Annotated in this window: 23 protein-coding genes; 18 read left to right on the forward strand and 5 right to left on the reverse strand. The window is 68.3% G+C overall.

What is annotated here, in order from left to right; genetic code table 11:
• Positions 1-37: 37 nt before the first annotated feature.
• Positions 38-523 (reverse strand): SRPBCC family protein, encoded by a 486-nt coding sequence (locus A5708_RS14945; protein ID WP_065029366.1) that lies wholly within the window; start codon positions 521-523, stop codon positions 38-40.
• 131 nt (positions 524-654) lie between these two features.
• Here A5708_RS14945 and A5708_RS14950 point away from each other — a divergent pair, with 131 nt between their 5' ends.
• Genes A5708_RS14950 through A5708_RS14960 form a run of 3 tightly spaced genes read left to right on the forward strand, consistent with a single transcriptional unit; the run spans position 655 to position 3665 of the window.
• Positions 655-1545 (forward strand): acyl-CoA thioesterase, encoded by an 891-nt coding sequence (locus tag A5708_RS14950; RefSeq protein ID WP_065029367.1) that lies wholly within the window; start codon positions 655-657, stop codon positions 1543-1545.
• Between the two features lie 5 nt (positions 1546-1550).
• Positions 1551-2471 carry an LLM class F420-dependent oxidoreductase gene (locus A5708_RS14955; protein ID WP_065029368.1) on the forward strand — a complete coding sequence of 307 codons (921 nt, stop codon included), beginning with the start codon at positions 1551-1553 and terminating at the stop codon, positions 2469-2471.
• Between the two features lie 18 nt (positions 2472-2489).
• Positions 2490-3665 carry an acyl-CoA dehydrogenase family protein gene (locus A5708_RS14960; RefSeq protein ID WP_065029369.1) on the forward strand — a complete coding sequence of 392 codons (1176 nt, stop codon included), beginning with the start codon at positions 2490-2492 and terminating at the stop codon, positions 3663-3665.
• Here A5708_RS14960 and A5708_RS14965 read toward each other — a convergent pair.
• Together A5708_RS14965 and A5708_RS14970 are read right to left on the reverse strand one after the other, a co-directional pair.
• Positions 3649-4335, reverse strand: coding sequence for a DUF427 domain-containing protein (locus A5708_RS14965; protein ID WP_065029370.1), 687 nt, complete (start codon positions 4333-4335; stop codon positions 3649-3651). The two genes, A5708_RS14960 and A5708_RS14965, sit on opposite strands and share 17 nt — an antisense overlap.
• A gap of 36 nt (positions 4336-4371) precedes the next feature.
• Positions 4372-4860 (reverse strand): winged helix-turn-helix transcriptional regulator, encoded by a 489-nt coding sequence (locus tag A5708_RS14970; RefSeq protein WP_065029371.1) that lies wholly within the window; start codon positions 4858-4860, stop codon positions 4372-4374.
• Positions 4861-4950: 90 nt separating this feature from the next.
• On the opposite strand from A5708_RS14970, the gene A5708_RS14975 reads away from it, so the two are divergent.
• From A5708_RS14975 to A5708_RS15025, 11 genes are all read left to right on the forward strand, one after another.
• A complete protein-coding gene (locus A5708_RS14975) occupies positions 4951-5871 on the forward strand; it encodes an NmrA family NAD(P)-binding protein (RefSeq protein ID WP_065029372.1) in 921 nt (306 codons plus the stop codon).
• Positions 5872-5935: 64 nt separating this feature from the next.
• Positions 5936-7105 carry a CaiB/BaiF CoA transferase family protein gene (locus tag A5708_RS14980; protein ID WP_065029373.1) on the forward strand — a complete coding sequence of 390 codons (1170 nt, stop codon included), beginning with the start codon at positions 5936-5938 and terminating at the stop codon, positions 7103-7105.
• A gap of 161 nt (positions 7106-7266) precedes the next feature.
• Complete coding sequence (locus A5708_RS14985) at positions 7267-7830, forward strand: hypothetical protein (RefSeq protein WP_065029374.1); 564 nt, start codon at positions 7267-7269, stop codon at positions 7828-7830.
• Between the two features lie 3 nt (positions 7831-7833).
• Positions 7834-8538: an NIPSNAP family protein gene (locus A5708_RS14990; RefSeq protein ID WP_065029375.1), complete on the forward strand. Its 705-nt coding sequence runs from the start codon at positions 7834-7836 to the stop codon at positions 8536-8538.
• 17 nt (positions 8539-8555) lie between these two features.
• Positions 8556-9776 (forward strand): cytochrome P450, encoded by a 1221-nt coding sequence (locus A5708_RS14995; RefSeq protein ID WP_065029376.1) that lies wholly within the window; start codon positions 8556-8558, stop codon positions 9774-9776.
• A 1-nt stretch (position 9777) separates the two neighbouring features.
• The gene (locus tag A5708_RS15000) at positions 9778-10746 is read left to right on the forward strand and encodes a zinc-binding dehydrogenase (protein ID WP_065029377.1); all 969 of its coding nucleotides are present in this window, start codon (positions 9778-9780) and stop codon (positions 10744-10746) included.
• Positions 10747-10753: 7 nt separating this feature from the next.
• Entirely contained in the window at positions 10754-11506 is a 753-nt protein-coding gene (locus tag A5708_RS15005) for an HpcH/HpaI aldolase family protein (RefSeq protein WP_065029378.1), read from the forward strand.
• The gene (locus A5708_RS15010) at positions 11503-11913 is read left to right on the forward strand and encodes a nuclear transport factor 2 family protein (RefSeq protein ID WP_065029379.1); all 411 of its coding nucleotides are present in this window, start codon (positions 11503-11505) and stop codon (positions 11911-11913) included. The genes A5708_RS15005 and A5708_RS15010 overlap by 4 nt, the downstream gene beginning before the upstream one ends.
• Positions 11910-12638: an SDR family NAD(P)-dependent oxidoreductase gene (locus A5708_RS15015; RefSeq protein WP_065029380.1), complete on the forward strand. Its 729-nt coding sequence runs from the start codon at positions 11910-11912 to the stop codon at positions 12636-12638. The genes A5708_RS15010 and A5708_RS15015 overlap by 4 nt, the downstream gene beginning before the upstream one ends.
• On the forward strand, positions 12620-14131 hold the full coding sequence (locus tag A5708_RS15020) for a flavin-containing monooxygenase (RefSeq protein ID WP_065029381.1): 1512 nt from the start codon (positions 12620-12622) through the stop codon (positions 14129-14131). The genes A5708_RS15015 and A5708_RS15020 overlap by 19 nt, the downstream gene beginning before the upstream one ends.
• Positions 14128-15066 (forward strand): alpha/beta hydrolase, encoded by a 939-nt coding sequence (locus A5708_RS15025; RefSeq protein ID WP_065029382.1) that lies wholly within the window; start codon positions 14128-14130, stop codon positions 15064-15066. The genes A5708_RS15020 and A5708_RS15025 overlap by 4 nt, the downstream gene beginning before the upstream one ends.
• Here A5708_RS15025 and A5708_RS15030 read toward each other — a convergent pair.
• Positions 15063-16175 (reverse strand): alcohol dehydrogenase catalytic domain-containing protein, encoded by a 1113-nt coding sequence (locus tag A5708_RS15030; protein WP_065029402.1) that lies wholly within the window; start codon positions 16173-16175, stop codon positions 15063-15065. The genes A5708_RS15025 and A5708_RS15030 overlap by 4 nt on opposite strands.
• 14 nt (positions 16176-16189) lie before the next feature.
• Between A5708_RS15030 and A5708_RS15035 the strand changes: the two genes are divergently transcribed.
• The gene (locus A5708_RS15035) at positions 16190-16666 is read left to right on the forward strand and encodes an acyl-CoA thioesterase (RefSeq protein WP_065029383.1); all 477 of its coding nucleotides are present in this window, start codon (positions 16190-16192) and stop codon (positions 16664-16666) included.
• Between the two features lie 95 nt (positions 16667-16761).
• Positions 16762-17202, forward strand: a complete 441-nt coding sequence (locus A5708_RS15040) for an SRPBCC family protein (protein WP_065029384.1) — start codon at positions 16762-16764, stop codon at positions 17200-17202.
• A gap of 52 nt (positions 17203-17254) precedes the next feature.
• Here A5708_RS15040 and A5708_RS15045 read toward each other — a convergent pair whose 3' ends face one another.
• The gene (locus A5708_RS15045; protein WP_196772646.1) at positions 17255-17935 is read right to left on the reverse strand and encodes a GntR family transcriptional regulator; all 681 of its coding nucleotides are present in this window, start codon (positions 17933-17935) and stop codon (positions 17255-17257) included.
• A 183-nt stretch (positions 17936-18118) separates the two neighbouring features.
• Here A5708_RS15045 and fadD5 point away from each other — a divergent pair, with 183 nt between their 5' ends.
• Together fadD5 and A5708_RS15055 are read left to right on the forward strand one after the other, a co-directional pair.
• Positions 18119-19714: a fatty-acid--CoA ligase FadD5 gene (gene fadD5, locus A5708_RS15050; RefSeq protein WP_065029403.1), complete on the forward strand. Its 1596-nt coding sequence runs from the start codon at positions 18119-18121 to the stop codon at positions 19712-19714.
• Between the two features lie 293 nt (positions 19715-20007).
• Positions 20008-20823 (forward strand): MlaE family ABC transporter permease, encoded by an 816-nt coding sequence (locus A5708_RS15055; protein WP_065029386.1) that lies wholly within the window; start codon positions 20008-20010, stop codon positions 20821-20823.

Genomic DNA, 20823 nt, shown 5'->3' on the forward strand with positions numbered 1-20823 from the left:
AACACCGAAAAAGTGTCATGCACCGCGGGTACCGGTGTCAATCTGCCGATCGTGCGAGCTCGCGCGCCACGGCCTCGTGGTAGGCGTCGATCTTGGCCGGATTGGCCTGCAAGAAGAGCTGGTCAGGCAGCGGGGCGTGCTTGTATGCCTCGATCGTCATGGTCCGGGAGAACAGCGTGATGTCCTGCCCGGGCCTGGTGAAGTGGTAGGAGACCGTGATGCGGCCCTCCATCCCGCCTTGAAAAATACCGCCGGTACGGTCGTGGCCCAGCCGGCCGATCGAGGTGAACACGAACAGCGTCGGGCGCACCGCGGCGGCCAGTTGCCAGCTGAAGACGCGGTCGCCGTCGGGACCGGCTTCCTCCCAGGTGTCGCCGACCTTCAGCGGCAGCTCCGGCAATTTGCCGATGTGCGCGCTGCCGGGGTAGGTCTTCGTCCAGTTCTGCGGGTTGGTCACGAAGTCGTATACCGTCTCGGCGGACTGCGTGAACGCGGTCTCCGAAGTGGTGGTCACGATGCCCAATGGTGTTGCCTCCCTGTGCGTTCCGCTGTCCCGTCGATCGGCGGGGCCGTCGTCTTATTAGCCGAGCTTTACAAATCCTACTCAAAGTGTCACGCTGAGCGCGGAGCCGCGAGCGCGAGAGGTGGAGTGGGTTGACGAAGGCGTCTGAGGAATCCGCGCAGACCGAATGGACCGTGCAGGGCCTGCTGGATCTGTTCGACGTGCAGGACGACGGAGACGACAAGTTCACCGGTGAGACCGGCATCGCGGGGGGCGACGAACGCCAGGTGGTGGAGGGCACCCAGGTGCTCGCGCAGGCGATCGTCGCGGTGGCGAAGCGATTCCCCGACAAGTCGGTGCGCTCGGCGCACGCGGTGTTCTCCCGCGCGGTGGTCGTCGGTCCGCCGATCGAACTCGTCGTCGACGTCGTGTCCGAGGGCCGGTCCACCGCCACGGCAGTGGTCGCCGTGCACCAGAACGGCCGGCGTTGCCTGAGTATCACCGTGCTGGCCGACGTCCCGACCGACGATGTGATCCGCCACCACCTGCCGCGTCCCGAGGTGGCCGCCCCGGCGGACGCCAACCACTCGCCGATGCCGATGGTGGGCCGCGAACTGCGCCTCGTCGATGTCGTCGACGTCAACAGCCCCGACGAGGTCGGGCCGCCGGAGCTCTACGCGTGGCTGCACTACGACCCGATCCCCACCCGCGACGAGTTGGCCAAGGCCCTGCTCGCCTACTTCACCGGCCATCTGGGCATCTCCACCACGATGCGGGCGCACGAGGGCATCGGCACCGCCCAGGCGCACCTGACCGTGTCGACCGCACCGATGAGCATCTCCGTCGCGTTCCACGAACCGGTGGACTGGACCGGATGGCTGCTCTACACGCACGAGAGCACCCAGGTCGGCGCGGGCATGTCGTACGTGCGCGGCACCGTGCACGCGCAAGAGGGTGACCTGCTGGCGTCGTTCGCCCAGGAGGCGCTGATCCGCCCGCTGCGCACCAGCGACACGGCGATCGACTCGCGCGCGCGGTTCTAACGGCCATGCGGTTCACCATCACCCACCCGATGCACAGTCATCCGTACAACCCGCAGCTGGTGAGCGGGGACGGAATCGGCAAGGTGGCCGCGGCGACCGAGGCGGCCGGGATCCACGGTTTCGGCTTCACCGATCATCCGGCGCCCTCGCAGCGATGGCTGGAGGCCGGCGGGCACGACGCGTTGGACCCCTTTGTCGCCTTGGGTTTCGCGGCGGCCACGACGTCCACGCTGCGGCTGATCCCCAACATCGTGGTGCTGCCGTACCGAAACCCGTTCGTGGTGGCCAAGTCTGGAGCAACCCTCGACCTGCTCTCCGGTGGGCGCTTCACGCTCGCGGTGGGCGTGGGCTACCTCAAGCGCGAGTTCGCGGCCCTCGGGGTGAGCTTCGACGAGCGCGCCGAGTTGTTCGAGGAGTCCCTTCAGGTGATCCGGGCCATCTGGACCGGCGACGATATCTCTATTGAGGGCAAGCACTTCAGTGCGCGCGGCATCACCGCGCATCCCCGGCCGGTGAGCGATCCGCATCCGCCGATCTGGATCGGCGGCAACACGTCGTCATCGCGGCAGCGGGTGGCCCAGTACGGCGACGGCTGGTGCCCGTTCCCGGCACCGCCGCAGCTGGCCAAGACGGCCGGCACGGCCGTCATCGACTCGCTGGACAAGCTCACCGCCGGCATCGACGATCTGCGGCGCAGATGCGATGCGGCGCAGCGGGATTGGTCGGGCATCGACATCACCTTCACGAACTTCGAGGGCGGCAGCCCCGCGAGCGACGACTTCAACGCCGACGCCTACCTCGAGGGTCTGGACAAGCTGGAGAAGCTGGGCGTGACGTGGGTCAGCATCCACCTGCCCGGCGACAGCATCACGCACGCGCTAGAGACCCTCGACCGGTTCCGCACCCTGGTCGTCGACGCGGCCTAGTCAGATCGAAGACGTCTCATGGACTTCTCCCGCGTCGAACTCTCGCCCGAGGATCAGAAATTCTTCGATGAGACCAGGGCCTTCATGGCCGAACACGTCACGGACGAAGTTCGTAGCCGTGATCGCGAGACCGGCGAAAACTTCAGTGAGCCAGTGCATTTGGCGCTGGGCGAGGCGGGTTACCTGACGTCGGACTGGTACCAGCAGGCCGAGGGCGGATTCGATCCGGTGCGACGGCGAATCTTCCACCTCGAGATCGGTCGCGCGCACACGCCCTGGTTCCACTGGGGCACCACCGCGGTCGTCGCGCGGCTGGTGAAGCAATTCGGGAAGGCCGAACTCGCCGACGCGATCCTGCCGGGCGTACTGTCCGGAGAGATACGGCTCTGCCTGGGCTACACCGAACCCGAAGGCGGCTCCGACGTCGCCACCTGCAAGACCCGCGCCGTGCGGGACGGATCGGGCTGGATCATCAACGGCTCCAAAATGTTCACCTCGAACGCGCAGAACGCCAAGTACGTCTTCCTGCTCACCAACACCGATCCCCAGGGCCGCAAACACAAGAACCTGACCATGTTTCTGGTGCCGCTGGATTCCGACGGCATCGAGATCCAGGGCATCCGCACGGTGGACGGTGACCGCACCAACATCGTGTACTACAGCGATGTGCGTGTCGATGACCTCTACCGGATCGGTGAGGTCAACGGCGGCTGGACGGTGATGCGGTTCGCCCTCGACGCCGAACACGGCATCACCGACCCGCAAGACCATGGCCTGCAGAACATTTCGATGCTGTCAGAACACGGCCACCTGATGGCCGAGGCGGCCGACGGGGTAGCGGCGGTGCTGGCCACACCCGATGCGGCCGGACGGCGCCCGATCGACGACGACGCGACGAAATACCGGCTCGGGCGCAGCATGGCCCGCATCGAGGCGGCCATGTCCACTCCCGGAATGTACGGACGGGTGGCGCTCATCCAGACCATGCGTGACGTCTCCCAGGAATTGATGGACCTGCTGGGCACGGCCTCGGCATTGCCCACCGACACAACGGGTTCCGCCGACGCTGGCGCCATCGAGTTCATCTTCCGGCACGGCGTGCCCGCCGGCATCTACGGCGGCACCATGGAGGTGTTCCGCAACATGATCGCCCAGCACGAGCTGGGGCTCGGGCGGCCTAGCTACGGCCGCTGACCGGCAGCTCGGCCGACATCTCGACGCGGGTTTCGTCGAAGCTCAGAAATCCCCTGATGGGCAGGCTTTCCGGCGGCGGGCCCGGATAGCACCACGCGACGTCGGAGACGACGTCCTCGCCCGAGACGAACGACCAATACGTCGCGAAACCCTTGTAATTGCAGTAACTCTCCGTCTCGGACTGCTGCAACAAATCGGTGCGCACGTGTGCCGGATCGACGTAGAGCCTCGGGGCGAGCGCGGTCTCGAACACGATCACCGTGTCGTCGGTGTCCACCAGCGTGGTGCCGGCGACGCGGACGCGCAGCCGGCGTTGGGTCGGACGGCAATCGACCCGGTGATAGGGATTGGGCGGGTAGTGCACGAGCCTGCGCCCCTCTTCCAGCCAGGCGTCGACCGCGTCCCAGGGCACCTGGACGAAACCGGGTGCCTCGGGTTCCGGCTCGCTGGGTAGGTCGCCGACCTCGCCGGCCGCGAAGGCGTAGCTGAGCGGCCGGCCGCGCCGGTGCACCATCAGCGCGCGTTCGGTGTCGATCACCACGCGGCCGTCCTTGACGGCCTGCACACGCCGGGGATGCGGTTCGACGTAGACGACGCCGTCGGGTATCGGGGGCGAGAAGCGCCCCGCGGGATCGCTGCTGAGCGGACCACGCCCGGCCACCAGAGTCATGCGTTCCTCCCGGTTGCTTGCCCCCGGTCTACCCAATCATGTGCGGCCCCCGGCTGGGGTGGCGCGGCGGATCCGGATGTCGGCGGAGCGCTTTCCCGGTGCGCCGGTGTCGGTCGTCACGCGCACCCCGACGGTCCGGCCGGTGTCGGCGTCGACGAACGCCAGCGGGGCGGGGCCGTCCTGCAGGTAGGTGTCTCCCCACTGCACCAGCGACATGAACACCGGCAGAAAGTCCTCCCCGGCCTGGGTCAGCCGATACTCGTCGCGAGCGCGCTGCCCCGGCTCTTGATAGGGAACGCGGGCGACGATGCCCGCCGTCTCGAGTTGCTTGAGTGCGCGCGACACCGCCGGCGCCGACGCCGCGATGCGTTCCGTGAAATCCTCGAACCGCGTTGTGCCGAAGAACAATTCGCGGACAACCTGAAAGGCGGTCTTGGTGCTCAGCAGTTCGAGGACCTTCGACATCGAGCAGCCCTCGCCGATCGACCACTGCCGGCGGTCCCGCAGCCGGTTCTCGAACTCCATCGCTCTCCCCTTTGGCTAACGCTTGCGTTATCCAGCGTATCGTGCTTGTATCTTACTAACGCCATCGTTAGTCAGCAAGGAGTCAAGAGAATGTCATCGGATCAGCTGTTTCTCATCACCGGGGCGACCGGCAACACCGGTGCGCCCACCGTCGAGATGCTGCTCGACGCCGGGCACCGGGTACGCGCGTTCGTGCACCGCAGCGACCAGCGCTCCAAGGCGCTGGCCGGCCTGGGCGCCGAGATCGTCGAAGGCGATCTGCTCGACTTCCACGCCGTCAGCTCGGCGATGACCGGCGTCAGCGCCGCCTACTTCTGCTACCCGATCGCCCCGGGCAGCCTGCTGCCGGCCACGGCCATCTTCGCCCAGGCCGCCAGCGAGGCGGGCGTGCGGGCGGTGGTCAACATGTCGCAGATCTCCGCGCGCCGCGAGGCGAAAAGCCATGCCGCCCAGCAGCACTGGATCGCCGAGCGACTGCTGGACCGGTTCGCCTTCGGCACCACGCATCTGCGCCCGACCTTCTTCGCCGAGTGGCTCAAGTGGCAGTGGGCGCGCAGCGGCGACGGGGGCGTGCTGCGGCTGCCCTTCGGCAACGGGCGCCACGCTCCCATCGCCGGGCGCGACCAGGCCGGCGTCATCGCCGCCATTCTGCAAAACCCGGCCCCGCACGATCGGCAGATCTATCCTCTGGTGGGCGCCGAAGAGCTCGACCACTACCGCATCGCCGAGCAGATGTCGGATGCGCTCGGCATCGCCGTCCGCTACGAGCCGATCGGCATCCCCGCCTTCGCCGCGGCGCTCACGTCGCAGGGCCGACCGGACTTCTTCGTCCAGCACATCAGCAGCGTCGCGCAGGACTACCAGGACGGCGTCTTCGCGGGAGAGAACAACCTGGTCGAGGTGATCAGCGGGCACAAACCGATGACCGTCGGCGACTACGTCGACGCCAACCGCGCCGCCTTCGACCACGACGGCACCTTCGCGGTGCGCGACCAGCGCGCGGCCAGCTGAGCACGCACCGCCGAATCGGGGGGATGCGTGCGCCCCGGCGCGCCGACAGGGTAGGAACTTACCCATGGCGGGACCGGTAGCAGGCGTCAAGATCGTCGAACTCGGGGTCTGGGTGGCCGGACCCGCCGCCGGCGGCATCCTGGCGGACTGGGGCGCCGACGTGATCAAAATCGAACCGCCCACCGGCGATCCGGCGCGCATGTTCGGCCGGATGCTGGGTTGCGATCTGGGCCTCAACCCGCCGTTCGAGATGGATAACCGGTCCAAGCGCAGCGTCGTGCTGGACCTGGGTACCGACGAGGGCCGGGGGACCGCGTTCGAATTGCTCACCAACGCAGACGTTTTCCTGACCAACGTGCGCCCCGGCGCACTGCGGCGCCTCGGGCTGGACTTCGAGACGGTGTCGGCCGCCAACCCGCGGCTGGTCTACGGGCTCATCACCGGGTACGGCGAAGACGGGCCCGACGCCGACCGCGCCGCGTTCGACGTCGCCGCGTTCTGGTCCCGGGCCGGGGTGGCTCACCTGCTCACCCGTCCCGGCGACACGCCCCCGTTTCAGCGCGGCGGCATGGGCGACCACTCCGCCGGGATGACGATGGCCGCGGCGGTGTGCGCGGCCTTGCTCGCGCGCGAACGCACCGGGACGGGCCAACTGGTGACCACCTCGCTCTACCGGCAGGGCGCCTACACCGTCAGCTTCGACCTCAACACCTATCTGATGAGCGGGCAGCCGATCGCGATCGGCCAGCGCGAAACGATGGGCAACCCGTGCATGAACAACTACGCCGCCGCCGATGGGCGGCGGTTCTGGATCGTCGGCCTGGAGCCCGAGCGGCACTGGCCGGCGCTGTGTCGTGCGGTGGGCCGGCCCGAGTGGCGCGACGACCCCCGGTTCGCCGATGCCCGCGCCCGCGCCGTCAACTCGACGGTGCTGATCGCTGCGCTGGACGAGATCTTCGCGACGCGGCCCCTCGACGAGTGGGCGCAGGTCTTCGCCGGCGAACCGGATTTCTTCTGGTCACCGATCAACACCCTGGAGGACGTCGTCGCCGACGAACAGTTCCACGCCGCGGGCGGCATCGTCGACGTCCCCGACGGCGACGCCGCCGTGCCGATGGTGGCCACACCCGCGGATTTCCATGGGACGCCGTGGGCACCGCGTTCTGCGGCACCGGAACTCGGGCAGCACACCGAGGAAGTCCTGGCCGACCTCGAGGCGCGCCGCGGGTCCTGAGGGGCGGCTGGGGACCTTTACAAATTTCGTCAGAAGTGTCACGCTGTCCGGTGAGCCGCATCGCCCGAGGCGTGACGCGGCTCCAGCCCTTGGGAAAGCCCATGACAAGCGCTTGAGACCCGCCGGCCGACCGGCGGCGGGTGGTGGTGAGGAATGGATCGATGGTCGCTCCGACGTTCGACATCAGCAAGACCGGCGCCGCGAAGGCAACCCGCGCGAACGGCGAGGGTCTGCGTTACCGGCTCGACGTCGTCGCGGCCAATGCCGTGGACGTCGTGCAATCGGCCGGCGGCTGGCTCTACGACCGGGCCATGGCCGGCTGGGAAGTGACCGTGCTGCTGCCGCGGGGCTGCGACACCCGGCCGCTGCGGATCCTGGGGGTGCGGGCAGCCGAGCTCGAGCCGGAGCTCGCCGTGCTGGGGACGGGCTCGACCAGCCTGGCCGTCGGCGCCGAGGTGTTCACAGCCGACGCCCGCGTGCGCGACGCGGTGTTCGCATCGCTGGACAACCGGCTGATCGAGGTCGCGTTGTGGGGTGAGGGATGGCCTCTGGGCGTCAACCGTGCGACGACCCGGGCGCAGCACCTCCTCAGCGGCGCGGCGCGGATGTTCAAGGGCTATGCGCTTGCGGCGGCGGGCATTCCGGGCGCGACGGTCGACGCCACCGAGACGCTGCTGTGCGACGTGGGCTCGGGGGCCGACTCAGAGCTGATCCGGCTCGACTAGCCCATGAAGAAATACTTCGGCCACACACTGCTCTACTTGCACGAGACGATCTCGCTGGGATCCGGACGAAGCGACCGCTTCACCGAAATCTTCGCCGACACCTATCAGCCGATGATGGAGCAACTCGGCGCCCGGCTGTTCGCGATCTGGGAATCCACGCCGTACAACGGTCACTGGCCACAGGTGACGGTCATCTGGGAGATCGACGGATTCGCCGACTACGCCAGGATCGGCGCCGCCCAGGCCCGCGGCGGCAGCCACGAGGCCGCGTCCGGCAAATGGTCGGCGTTCCTGGCCGACATCGGCGCCTCGGGCGAGGGCCGCATCATGTACCCCGGCCCCAGCAACAAGACGCTCGCCCAGCTTCGTGACGCGAATTTCACTGCACCGCTGGTGATTCAAGAGATCATGCAGACCAAGCCGGGGCGTCAGGACGACTACATCCGCGAACTGGAGCGGCTCTACGTTCCGTGGTCGGAACGTACCGGCAAGCGCTGGCTCGGTTCGTTCACCACGACCTTCCGCTACAACGAAGTCATCCACTACTGGGCGCTGGACGGCGGCTGGGACTGCTTCGCCGAACACTATCCGTCCTGGAAGGACAGCCCACCGGCCGAGATCGTCACGTGGATGAGCGTGGCTCCCGCGTTGCGCGACGGCTGGGAGGACTCCATTCTGCAGGCCCTCCCGCCATCGCCACTGCAATGACGGAGCGACGAAACCCCATGAACATGACCGACTTCCACTACGACCCCTTCGACCCGGCGGTGATGGCGAATCCGTTGCCGTACTACCGGATCCTGCGCGACCACCACCCGGTGTACTACATGCCGCAGTGGGACACCTTCGCGCTGTCGCGCTTCGAGGACATCTGGAAGGTACTCGAAGTCAACAACGGCACGTTCGTCGCGTCGGAAGGCACACTGCCACCGGCATCGGTTCTCGCGCAACACAACAGCGGCCCGGTCGACGATCCGCCGCTTCATCCGCTGCCGTTTCACGCCATGTTCGACGCGGACCTGTACGGCGAGATCCGGCGCACCCACTCGCGCCCGTTCCGGCCACGGTCGGTCACGGACCTGGAGGGCCGGATCCGCGCGCTCGCCACCGAACGCCTGGACGCCCTGCTCCCGGGCGGTTCGTTCGACCTGACCCAGGACTACGGCGGCATCGTGGTGGCCGCCATCGTCTGCGAATTGTGCGGTATCCCCACGGATCTCGCGCCGCAGGTTCTCGCGACGGTCAACGCAGGCAGCCTTGCGCAGCCCGGCGAAGGCGTGGACACCGGCCAGGCGCGGCCCAACTACTTCGAGTATCTACTGCCCGCGGTGCAGCGCCGCCGCGCCGATCCGTCCGGGGCACCGCTCGACGTGGTCGATGGCCTGCTCGGCTATCACCTGCCCGATGGCAGTGCCCTCGACGACATGGAAGTGGCGACCCAGATGCTGTGCATCTTCATCGGGGGGACCGAGACGGTGCCCAAAATCGTCGCGCACGGACTCTGGGAGCTCAGCCGGCGGCCCGACCAACTGGCCGCCGTGCGCGCCGACCTGGACAACAACGTGCTCGTCGCGCGCGACGAGATGATCCGATTCTGTGCGCCGGCGCAGTGGTTCGCCCGAACGGTGCGCAAGCCCTTCGAGATTCACGGCCAGACCCTGAATCCGGGCCAGCGCGTCATCACCCTGCTCGCGTCGGCCAACCGCGACGAGCGGGAATACCCCGAACCCGACGAATTCATCTGGGACAGGCCGATCCGCCGCTCGCTGGCGTTCGGCCGCGGCCAGCACTTCTGCATCGGATACCATCTGGCGCGGCTGGAAGTGGCTGTGCTGCTGCAGGAATGGCTGCGCCGGGTACCCGACTACGCGATTCAGGGCGACAACGCCACCCGGCTGCCGTCCAGCTTCCAGTGGGGCTGGAACAACATTCCGGTGGAGGTCTGACGTGTGGTCCCACCGGATCATCGCCCCGTACCTGTTCGAGCGCAACACGATTGACGACAAGACTCCCGAGTGCCTGGCCGACGGGCAGGTGCTGCTGCGGTTCTTGGCCGCGGGTGTGTGTGGCAGCGACCTGCCGGCCTTTCGCGGCGCCAGGGGGCGGATCCCCGGTGACGACGGCCGAAGCGGGCCTGAGAAAGACGGCTTTCCCATCCACGAGGTCGCCGGCGAGGTGATCGCCAGCCGGCACCCCGCACACCGCCCCGGCGATCGCGTGGTCGGCTGGGCGTCGGGATTCGACGGCCTGATGGAACGCATCGTCAGCAACGGCGACGGGCTGGCGCCGTACGATCCGGCGCTGACCCCCGCCCAGGCGGTCGGGCTGCAACCACTGGCCTGCGTCCTCTACGCCTGCGAACAGCTCGGCGACCTGGCCGGCCGGCACGTCGCGATCATCGGGCAGGGATCGATCGGCCTGTTGTTCTCCTACGTCGCCAAGGCGACGGGCGCGCGCCGGGTCACCGGCGTTGACCCGATCGATCGCCACGGTCTGGCAACGGCTTTCGGGGTGGACGACCCGGTGCGCGCCACCAGCGACCGCTGGGTGAGCCAGCTCGAACCCGGCGACCGCGCGGACGTCGTCATCGAGGCCGTCGGCCACCAGGTCGCCACCCTGAACCACGCCATCGACGCCGCCGCCCCCGGGGGCACCGTGTTCTACTTCGGCGTGGCCGACGACGAGATGTATCCGATCAGCATGCGGGTGATGCTGCGCAACAACCTGACCCTGAAATCCGGTGTGACGCTGGACCGCCGGCGGATGCTGGAGCTCGCCGGCAAGTTCACCGCCGAACACCCCTGGCTGCTGGGCGCCTACCTCACCCACACGTTCGGCATCGACGGGGTGCAGGACGCCTTCGACCTGGCCTGCCGGCCGGACCCCGAACGCATCAAGATCGCGATCGCCGAATGAGCCGGCCATGACTTCGCCGAGCAACCTGCAGCAGGCGCTGAGCCGCAAGACCCCGATCTTCGGCGGCTGGGTCACCGGCCCGACGGTGCTGGGACCCGAGGAATTCGCCCGCGCCGGTTACGATTACGTCGGCTTCGACGCGCAACACGGCTATCTCGACGATGCCGATATCGCCCGTATCCTGCGCCGCACCGAGCACGTGCCCGTCGGCACCGTGGTGCGCCTGCCCAACGCCGACGCGGCGCCGATCGGGCGGGTACTGGACGCCGGCGCCGACGCCGTCGTCATCGCGATGATCGAGTCGGCGGACCAGGCCGCCGCCGCGGTGGCCGCCACCCGCTACCCGCCGAGGGGCGTGCGCAGCTTCGGCCCGCTGCGCGCCAGCCTGGGACCCGATCCCGCCGCCCACGAGTCACGCGTCGGCGTGTTCGCGATGATCGAGACCGCGGCCGCGCTGGCTGGCATCCACGAGATCTGCGCCGTCGACGGGCTCACCGGAATCTACGTCGGCCCGGCCGATCTCGCCATTTCACTCGGGGCCGACGTCGTCGGCGCCACGCGGAATCCCGACGTGCTGGACGCGATCGTGCGCATCCATCGGGTGGCGACGGACGCGGGCCTGGTCGCCGGCATCCACGCCGGGGACGGCAAGACGGGTCATGCCATGGCGCAGCTGGGGTTCGGCATGATCACCCTGGCCGCAGAGTCACAGGCGCTGCGCCGCGGCGCCGCGGAGCACCTGCGTGAGGCGACGCAATGACGGGCGACGCCCGCGACGATGAGGCCGCGATCCGCGGACTGCTCGCCGATTACGCCCTCGCGCTTGACGTCGGCGACGTCGACGCGTGCGTGCAGCTGTTCGCACCCGACGGCGAATTCCTGGTCTACGGCAAGACCTTCGCCGGCCATGAAGAAATCGTGGGCATGTTCCGCGCCGCGGCCCGCGGCCTGCACCTGAACGGCAGCGCACGGATCGAGGTCGTGGGGGAGCGGGCCACCGCCAGATCGCAGGTGCTGTTCGTCCGCGCGGGCGACCTGCAGCTGCGGCCCGCGATCTACGATGACGAACTGACCCGCACCGGCGGGCAGTGGCACCTTGCGCGGCGCCGCTGCCGCTTCGTCACCAGCGCCGGCCTGGCCAACAGCCCCGAGGTGAATCCAGCATGAACCAACGCGTCGCACTGGTGACCGGCGCCGCCGGCGGACAGGGTCTGGCCATCGCCAAACGCCTGCGCGACAGGGGATTCTCGGTGGCCGCCTGCGATCGGCGCATCGACGAACTCCGCGCCGCGGTCGGCGAAGCGGGCGACGACGGCGTGATCGCGCTCGAGCTCGACGTCACCTCGCCGGAGCGGTGGGACTCCGTGGTCGCGGAGGTCGTCGGGCGCCTCGGGTCGCTGAGCACGCTGGTCAACTGTGCCGGTGTGCTGCACCGGGCGCCGCTGACCGAGGAGACGACCGATGGCTTTGAAACCGCCTGGCGGGTCAACTGTCTGGGCCCATTCCTCGGCATGCGTGCGGCGCTGGAACAACTACGCAAGGCGTCGAACGCGTCCATCGTCAACATCTGCAGCACCGGTGCGATCCGCCCCTTCCCGCAGCACAGCGCGTACGGGTCGTCCAAGTGGGCGCTGCGCGGACTGACCCAGACCGTCGCCGCCGAACTCGCGCCCTCCGGCATCCGCGTCAACGCCGTCTTCCCCGGGCCGATCGCTACCTCGATGCTCGACGAGGTGACCCAGACGCGGCTGGCCGAGGCGTCGATATTCGGGCGGATCGGCGAGCCCGGTGAGGTCGCCGACGCCGTGGCCTTTCTGGTCTCCGACGAGGCGTCGTTCATCACCGGCTCCGAACTCGTCATCGACGGTGGGCAATGCCTGCAGATCCGATGAACATCGGCATCATCGGCGCCGGGCCCGGGGGCCTGGCGCTGGGAATCATGCTGTCACGGGCCGGTTTTGACCGGTTCACCATCTTCGACCGGGAAGACGGCGTCGGGGGCACCTGGCGAATCAACACCTATCCGGGGCTCGCGTGTGACGTCAAATCGCACCTCTACTCGTATTCGTTCGACCTGAACGCCGACTGGTCGCGGCTGTGGTCCGGGCAGGCCGAGATCCTGGACTACTTCCAGCGCTGCGCCGACAAGTACGGCCTGCGGCCACACCTGCGGCTGCGCACCGAAATAACAGCGGCGCATTGGGATCCGGACAGCCAGCTGTGGTGCCTGACCACCGCGTCCGGCGAGCAGCACCACTTCAACGTCGTTGTGTCGGCGGTCGGGCTGTTCACCCGCCCGCTGCTTCCCGACCTCACCGAAGAGGAGCCGTTCGCCGGGACGGTGATGCACTCGTCACGCTGGGACCACTCGATACCGTTGGAAGGCAAGCGGATCGCCGTGCTGGGTACGGGTTCGACGGCCTCCCAGCTGATCCCCGAGCTGGCCAAGGTCGCCGACAAGGTGTATTCGGTGCAACGGTCGCCGACCTGGATCCTGCCCAAGCCCGACCGGCACTACACGCAGCGCGAACGCTGGCTGTTCGCGCACCTTCCGTTCGCCAAAAAGCTTTACCGGGCCCGGCTGTGGCTGCGCAGCGAATCCAACATCGCGGTGATCGAGCACGGCAGCGAAAAGACCGAGCAATTCAAGGCCGTCGCGCTCGGACTTCTGGAGAAGACGGTCGAGGACGAGGAATTACGCCGCAAGCTCACCCCGGAGCACCCGATGGGCTGCAAGCGGCTGGTGTTCTCGTCGGACTATCTGGCCGCGCTGACCCAGCCGAACGTCGAGGTGGTGACCAGCCCGGCGCGCGCCCTGCGCAGCCGGTCCCTGGTGACCGACGACGGCACCGAACGCGAGGTGGACCTGGTGGTCTGCGCCACCGGTTACGCCGCGGCCGACTATCTCGCGGAACTGGACGTGTCCGGTGAACAGGGAAAGACCCTGCGGGAGGAATGGCAGGACGGGGCGCACGCCTACCTCGGCATGGCCGTACCGGGATTCCCCAACTTCTTCATGCTGTACGGACCCAACACCAATGTCGGCTCCAACAGTGTCATCTTCATCCTCGAGGCGCAGGCGCGCTACATCGTACGGGCGCTGAAGTACCTGCGGCGCAGGGGCAAGCGCTACGTCGCGGTGCGGCCCGCCGCGCTGGCCGACTTCGTCGCCAAGATCGATCGATGGATGGTGGGTACCGTCTGGACCACTCAGTGCAGCAACTACTTCCGCGCCCCCAACGGCCGCGTGGTCACCCAGTGGCCGCGCAGCGCGCGGGCCTTCTGGAACATGACGCGCAGGTTCACCCCTGCCGACTTCCTCTTCACCGCGCCCGTCGCGCCGGCCCCCGACACGGTCACGGCGCCTGAGCGGGGCGTGCGGTGACGGCGCTGGACGGCGCCGATCGCCTGGATCCCGCGCTGCGCGAGGTGGCGACGACGCGCACCGACTTCTCCCTCGCCGCAATCCAACTCACCCGGGAACCGTTCAACGAACGCCGCCGGCTGACCGCCGAGCAGACCGATGCGCGTGGGGTCCGGATCGTCGAGGACAGCGTGCCGACGGCCTCTGGTGACGTCGGGGTGCGCATCTATCGCGGTGGGCTCGCGGGCCCGGCGCCTGCCGTGGTGTTCTGCCACGCCGGTGGCTTCGCGCTGGGCAACCTCGACACCGATCACGTGCAGTGCGTCGAGCTTGCGCGCCGCGGCGGCTGCACCGTGGTGTCGGTCGACTACCGGCTCGCCCCCGAACACCCCTACCCGGCGGCCCTCGAGGACGCCGGCGCCGTGCTGCGTTGGGTGAATGCGAATGCGGTTGCGCTCGAGGTGAATCCGGCACGGCTGGCGGTCGCGGGCAGCAGCGCCGGTGCCGCGCTGGCCGCGTGCCTGGCGCAGCGGGCCACCGACGGGGCGGCGCCGCCGGTGGTGTTCCAGCTGCTGCACCAACCGGTGCTCGACGATCGGGTCACCCCGTCGAAGGTGGAGTTCCGCGCCAGCCCGGCGTTCGACGGTGAGGGCGCCGATCTGATGTGGCGTCACTACCTGGGCCCGGCCGGTGCGTGCGAATCCGCGGTGCCCGCCCGCCGCAGCGAATTCGCCGGACTGCCACCGGCTTTGATCACGTGCGCGGAGGTCGATCCGTTTCGTGACGAGGCGGTCGACTACGCACTGTGGCTACTGCGCGCCGGGGTTTCCGCCGAGTTGCACGTCTTCGCGCGCGCCTGTCACGGGTTCGACTCGCTGCTGCCGGATTGGGAGGGCTCGCAACGACTGTTCGCGCTGCAGGGTCACGCCCTGGCCACCGCATTGCACAGCGACTAACCGTCGAATCTGATCAGCTGCCGCACGGCGGTGCCGTCGGCCAGGTTGTCCATCGCCTCGTTGATTCCCTCCAACGGAATCGTGGACGACACCAGAGATTCCACCGGCAGCCGGCCCGACTGCCACAGCTCGACGAAACGGGGAATGTCCCGGCTGGGCACCGCCGAGCCGAGGTAGCTGCCGATCAATGACCGGCCCTCGGCTACAAAACCCAACGGCGACACGCTGATTCGCGCGGCGGGCGGCGGCAGGCCCACGGTGATGGTCCGCCCGCCGGGCGCAGTCAAGCCGATCGAGGTCTCCAGCGCGGCCGGATGACCGACCGCCTCGACCACCACGGCGGCCTTCACCCCGGCGTCCGCGGCCTGCTGCGGCGTGTAGGCGTCATGGGCGCCCAGGCGGCGGGCGGCCGTCAATTTCTCCGGCAGCTGGTCGACGGCCACGACGCGGACGCCGTCGTAGGTCAGCGCGGTGAGCAGCGCCGCCATCCCGACACCCCCCAGCCCGACGACGGCAACAGTCTGGCCCGGCCGCGGATGCCCCACGTTGAGCACGGCGCCACCACCGGTGAGCACAGCGCAGCCCAGCAGCGCGGCGACGTCGGGCGGCACGTCGCCGGGCACCGCGACCGCGCTGGCCCGATTGACGACGGCGTGCGTCGCGAAGCCCGAGACGCCGAGGTGGTGATACACCGGGTGCCCGGCCCGGCTGAGCCGAATGTCGCCGCCGAGCAAGGTGCCGGCGCCGTTCGCCGCGCTGCCCGGTTCGCACGGCGTCAGGCCGTCGGTCGCGCACGCCGCGCAATGGCCGCACCGCGGCAAGAACACCAGCACCACCCGCTGACCCACGGCCAGGTCGTCGACGCCCTCGCCGACCCGTTCGACGATCCCGGCGGCCTCGTGGCCGAGCAACATCGGCACCGGCCGCACCCGGTTCCCGTCGACCACCGACAGGTCGGAGTGGCACACGCCGGCCGCCTCGACGCGGACCAGGACTTCGTCGCGCCCCGGGGGCGCCAGGTCGAGTTCGGTGATGGCGATCGGCCGCGACTGCGCGTAGGGCCGAGGTGACCCGATGTGCTCCAGTACCGCGCCCCTGATTGAAGGCATGTTGGAATACAACCATGGCGTCGACTTCCGTAGTTCCGCCCGCACCGGACGGGTTGACCAGCAACGACTTTCCGGTGCTGTGGCCGGTTGGAACCCGGTGGGCCGACAACGACATGTTCGGCCACCTCAACAACGCTGTGTACTACCAGCTGTTCGACACCGCGATCAACGCCTGGATCAACACCAGCACCGGGCTGGACCCGATCACCACGCCCGCGCTGGGCATTGTCGCCGAATCGGGTTGCCGCTACTTCTCCGAACTGCAATTCCCGCAGGACCTCATGGTGGGCCTGGCCGTCACGCGGCTGGGCCGCAGCAGCGTCACCTACCGGCTGGGCGTGTTCCGGACCGACCCCGCGGAAAGCAAGGCGCAACCCATCACCGCGCTGGGCCACTGGGTACACGTCTACGTCGACCGGACCACCCGCAAGTCCGTCCCGATTCCCGACGCCGTCCGCGCGCTGCTCGCCTCGGCCACCGTGGACCAATAGTCGACCAATAAGGGCCTGACACCAGGGCTTTCGTCACCGGACGGGGCCGCGACGGCACCGTGGGGACGCGCCGCGGGCCCGGCTATGCTTCGCGCATGCCAGTCATGAGCAAGACCGTCGAGGTGGACGCCGACGCCGCATTGATCATGAAGATCGTCGGCGACTTCGAGGCCTACCCGCAGTGGAACGAGGAGATCAAGGGCCTCTGGGTGCTTGCCCGCTACGACGACGGGCGCCCCAGCCAGTTGCGGCTCGACACCGACTACCAGGGCATGCAGAGCATGTTCATTCAGGCCGTGTACTACCCGGGCGAAAACCAGATCCAGACCGTCCTGCAGCAGGGCGACCTGTTCACCAAGCAGGAGCAGTTGTTCAGCGTGGTGTCGATGGGGGCGTCGAGCCTGCTCACGGTGGACCTGGACGTCGAGACCTCGATGCCGGTTCCGGCGCCGATGGTGAAGCAACTCCTCAACAACGTGCTCGACCATCTGGCCGAAAGCCTCAAGCAGCGCGCCGAGCAGCTGGCCTCGAGCTAGCCCTGATGGCGGCGACCCGCTTCGCCCGGCTTCGCCGCGCTCGCGATCGCCGCTAGTCGAAGATCCCGGTGCGGTCGCGCATCTCGGTCAGCCGGGTGGCCGCATCGGTGAACTGCCACACGGTGTGCTCGATCACCGCGGCGCTGTCGCGGCGGCGCAGCGCGGCGATCAGCTGGCGGTGGTTGTCCACCGCCGCCTCTCCCCACCGCTGGTCGGCGGCGTAGACGAGCACCGGCATGTAGCGCGCGGCGTTGAGCAGGAACCAGGCCAGCTTGATCCGGCCGCTCGCCTGGTTGAAGACGCGGTGGAACGCGAACTCGATGCCCGCGATGGTCTCGGCGTCGCCGGACCCCACGGCCGCGGCCAGCGAGTCGTTGATCCGGTCCAGCTCGTCGATCTCGGCGTCGGTGATGTGGTCGGTGGCCGCGGCCGCCAGCTCGCGGGCGATCGATGCCTGCAGCCAGAAAATGTCCTCGATGTCCTGCCGGGTCAGCGGCAGCACGACGTGGCCGCGGTGCGGTTCGAGCTGCACCATGCCCTCGCCGCGCAGCTTCAGCAGGGCCTCGCGCACCGGGGTGACGCTGACCCCGAGCTCGGCCGCGGTCTCGTCCAACCGGATGAACGTCCCCGGGCGCAGGGTGCCGGACATGATCGCCGCTCGCAGATGACCGGCCACCTCATCGGACAACTGCGCCCGGCGTAGCGGCCGCCGACTCCTCGGCTGCATTGACATCGGTGCGTTCACGGGGGCTGCCAGGGCTTTCGTGGGCTTGGCGGGACGGAGTTTAAGTTTTGACGGGCGTTGACGGGGACTTGTCAGTGGACCGTCAACGCCATAGTGTGACCCACACAACACCAAGTTTTATCAAATATCAACCTGGCGCAAGCGGTGCGCGAGTGAAGGGAAGTGCTGAGTTTGACCGCGCAATTGGCGAACCATCCGACACAGGCGAATGAGCAGCCGTATCTGGCCCGGCGACAGAACTGGGTGAACCAGCTGGAGCGGCACGCGCTGATGCAGCCGAAGGCGACGGCGCTGCGCTTCCTGGGCAAAACCCTGACGTGGGGCGAGCTGCACGACCGGGTGTCGGCGCTGGCCGACGCGCTGAGCCGCCGGGGTGTCGGCTTCGGCGACCGGGTCATGATCCTGATGCTCAACCGCACCGAGTTCGTCGAGTCGGTGCTGGCAGTGAACATGCTCGGCGCCATCGCGGTCCCGCTGAACTTCCGGCTCACCCCACCCGAAATCGCGTTCCTGGTCCAGGATTGCGAAGCCCGCGTGATCATCACCGAACCCGTGCTGGCACCGGTGGCCACCGGCGTCCGCAGCATCGAGTCGCTGCTGGGCACCATCGTGGTGGCCGGCGGCTCGACCGACGACAGCGTGCTCGGTTACGAGGACCTGATCGACGAGCCCGGCCAACGGCACCAGCCCGTCGACATCCCGAACGATTCGCCGGCGCTGATCATGTACACCTCTGGGACCACCGGCCGGTCGAAGGGCGCCGTGCTGACCCACACCAACCTGACCGGCCAGACGATGACCGGGCTGTACACCAACGGCGCGGACGTCAACAACGACGTCGGGTTCGTCGGTGTGCCGTTCTTCCACATCGCCGGCATCGGCAACCTGCTGACCGGGGTGCTGCTCGGCATCCCGACGGTGATCTACCCGCTGGGCGCGTTCGAGCCCGGACAGCTGCTCGACGTGCTCGCGGCCGAGAAGGTCACCGGCATCTTCCTGGTGCCCGCCCAGTGGCAGGCGGTCTGCGCGGAACAGCAAGCCCGCCCGCGTGACCTGAAGTTGCGGGTGATCTCGTGGGGCGCCGCGCCGGCTCCCGACGCGCTGCTGCGGGAGATGTCGGAGAGGTTCCCCGGCACCCAGATCCTGGCCGCATTCGGCCAGACGGAGATGTCGCCGGTCACGTGCATGTTGCTGGGCGAAGACGCCATCCGCAAGCGCGGCTCGGTCGGCAAGGTGATCCCCACCGTCGCGGCCCGCGTCGTCGACGAAAACATGAACGACGTGCCGGTCGGAGAGGTCGGCGAAATCGTTTACCGCGCACCGACTTTGATGAGCGGCTACTGGAACAACCCGGAGGCCACGGCGGAAGCGTTCGCCGGCGGCTGGTTCCATTCCGGCGACCTCGTCCGCATGGACGAGGAGGGCTACGTGTGGGTGGTCGATCGCAAGAAGGACATGATCATCTCCGGTGGCGAGAACATCTACTGTGCCGAGGTGGAAAACGTCCTCGCCAGCCACCCCAGCATCGTCGAGGTCGCCGTGATCGGCCGGACCCACGACAAGTGGGGTGAGGTGCCCATCGCGGTCGCCGCTGTCGCGGGCGACAATTTACGGCTCGACGAGCTCGATGCGTTTCTGACCGAACGGCTGGCGCGGTACAAGCATCCCAAGGCACTCGAGATCGTCGACGCGCTGCCGCGCAACCCGGCCGGGAAGGTGCTCAAGACTGAACTGCGCGTCCGCTACGGCGTCGGAGAAATCGACTAAATCCATTCTAGGACAAGAGATTTTAGGAGCAGAAAGGAAAATTGACGGGAGCTGTAACGTTTGCCAGCTGTTGGCGAAGGGTTAATTGTGCAGATGCGGTTCACACGTGCTTGGCCATCGGGTACATTCCTGTGGTCTCCGTTACTACTTGCCAGTAGGGAGCCGATGGTCACAGGCATCAAGCCGGGGCGAGGTGGGGGCACCCCCGGCCGCACAGCGGTCAGGGGGCGAGGCGTGCTAGACGATCCTCCGCGACGCCAGGGAGCGCGCGGTGACGGCCAGAGGGGGCAGCGGTGACTTCAACGTCGACGAGTCGGCGGGGTCCCTACTTGGTCAGCTATGTACGCGACCAGTTGGCCTCGCCGCTGACACTCGTCGGGGGATTCTTCCGGATGTGCGTGCTCACCGGAAAGGCGCTGTTTCGTCGGCCGTTCCAATGGCGCGAATTCATCCAGCAGTGCTGGTTCATCATGCGCGTCGCGTTCCTGCCGACCGTCTTCGTGTCGATCCCGCTGACCGTGCTGCTGATCTTCACGCTCAACGTGCTGCTCGCCCAGTTCGGCGCCGCCGACCTGTCCGGCGCCGGCGCCGCGATCGGCGCCGTCACCCAGCTCGGCCCGCTCACCACGGTGCTGGTGGTCGCCGGCGCCGGCTCGACCGCGATCTGCGCGGACCTGGGTGCCCGCACCATCCGCGAAGAGATCGACGCGATGGAGGTGCTCGGCATCGACCCGATCCACCGCCTGGTGGTGCCCCGGGTGCTTGCCGCGACCATCGTCGCCACGTTGCTCAACGGCCTGGTGATCACCGTCGGCCTGGTGGGCGGCTACCTGTTCGGCGTCTACCTGCAGAACGTGTCAGGCGGCGCGTACCTGGCCACCCTGACCACCATCACCGGCCTGCCCGAGGTCGTGATCGCGACGGTCAAGGCCGCGGTCTTCGGCCTGATCGCCGGCCTGGTCGGCTGCTTCCGCGGCCTGACGGTGCGCGGCGGCTCCAAGGGGCTGGGCACCGCCGTCAACGAGACCGTCGTGCTCTGCGTTGTCGCGCTCTACGCCGTCAACGTCGTGCTGACCACCATCGGTGTGCGGTTCGGGACGGGGCACTGA

The sequence above is a fragment of the Mycobacterium colombiense genome (assembly GCF_001672755.1).
In the GTDB taxonomy this organism is placed as follows: domain Bacteria; phylum Actinomycetota; class Actinomycetes; order Mycobacteriales; family Mycobacteriaceae; genus Mycobacterium; species Mycobacterium colombiense_C.

Bases quoted from the DNA above. Each gene is read 5' to 3' on its own strand.
- A5708_RS14955 (WP_065029368.1), top strand. From the start codon at position 1,551: ATGCGGTTCACCATCACCCACCCGATGCACAGTCATCCGTACAACCCG.
- A5708_RS14960 (WP_065029369.1), top strand. From the start codon at position 2,490: ATGGACTTCTCCCGCGTCGAACTCTCGCCCGAGGATCAGAAATTCTTC.
- A5708_RS14965 (WP_065029370.1), bottom strand. From the start codon at position 4,335: ATGACTCTGGTGGCCGGGCGTGGTCCGCTCAGCAGCGATCCCGCGGGG.
- A5708_RS14970 (WP_065029371.1), bottom strand. From the start codon at position 4,860: ATGGAGTTCGAGAACCGGCTGCGGGACCGCCGGCAGTGGTCGATCGGC.
- A5708_RS14975 (WP_065029372.1), top strand. From the start codon at position 4,951: ATGTCATCGGATCAGCTGTTTCTCATCACCGGGGCGACCGGCAACACC.
- A5708_RS14980 (WP_065029373.1), top strand. From the start codon at position 5,936: ATGGCGGGACCGGTAGCAGGCGTCAAGATCGTCGAACTCGGGGTCTGG.
- A5708_RS14985 (WP_065029374.1), top strand. From the start codon at position 7,267: ATGGTCGCTCCGACGTTCGACATCAGCAAGACCGGCGCCGCGAAGGCA.
- A5708_RS14990 (WP_065029375.1), top strand. From the start codon at position 7,834: ATGAAGAAATACTTCGGCCACACACTGCTCTACTTGCACGAGACGATC.
- A5708_RS14995 (WP_065029376.1), top strand. From the start codon at position 8,556: ATGAACATGACCGACTTCCACTACGACCCCTTCGACCCGGCGGTGATG.
- A5708_RS15005 (WP_065029378.1), top strand. From the start codon at position 10,754: ATGACTTCGCCGAGCAACCTGCAGCAGGCGCTGAGCCGCAAGACCCCG.
- A5708_RS15010 (WP_065029379.1), top strand. From the start codon at position 11,503: ATGACGGGCGACGCCCGCGACGATGAGGCCGCGATCCGCGGACTGCTC.
- A5708_RS15015 (WP_065029380.1), top strand. From the start codon at position 11,910: ATGAACCAACGCGTCGCACTGGTGACCGGCGCCGCCGGCGGACAGGGT.
- A5708_RS15020 (WP_065029381.1), top strand. From the start codon at position 12,620: ATGCCTGCAGATCCGATGAACATCGGCATCATCGGCGCCGGGCCCGGG.
- A5708_RS15030 (WP_065029402.1), bottom strand. From the start codon at position 16,175: ATGCCTTCAATCAGGGGCGCGGTACTGGAGCACATCGGGTCACCTCGG.
- A5708_RS15035 (WP_065029383.1), top strand. From the start codon at position 16,190: ATGGCGTCGACTTCCGTAGTTCCGCCCGCACCGGACGGGTTGACCAGC.
- A5708_RS15040 (WP_065029384.1), top strand. From the start codon at position 16,762: ATGCCAGTCATGAGCAAGACCGTCGAGGTGGACGCCGACGCCGCATTG.
- A5708_RS15045 (WP_196772646.1), bottom strand. From the start codon at position 17,935: ATGTCAATGCAGCCGAGGAGTCGGCGGCCGCTACGCCGGGCGCAGTTG.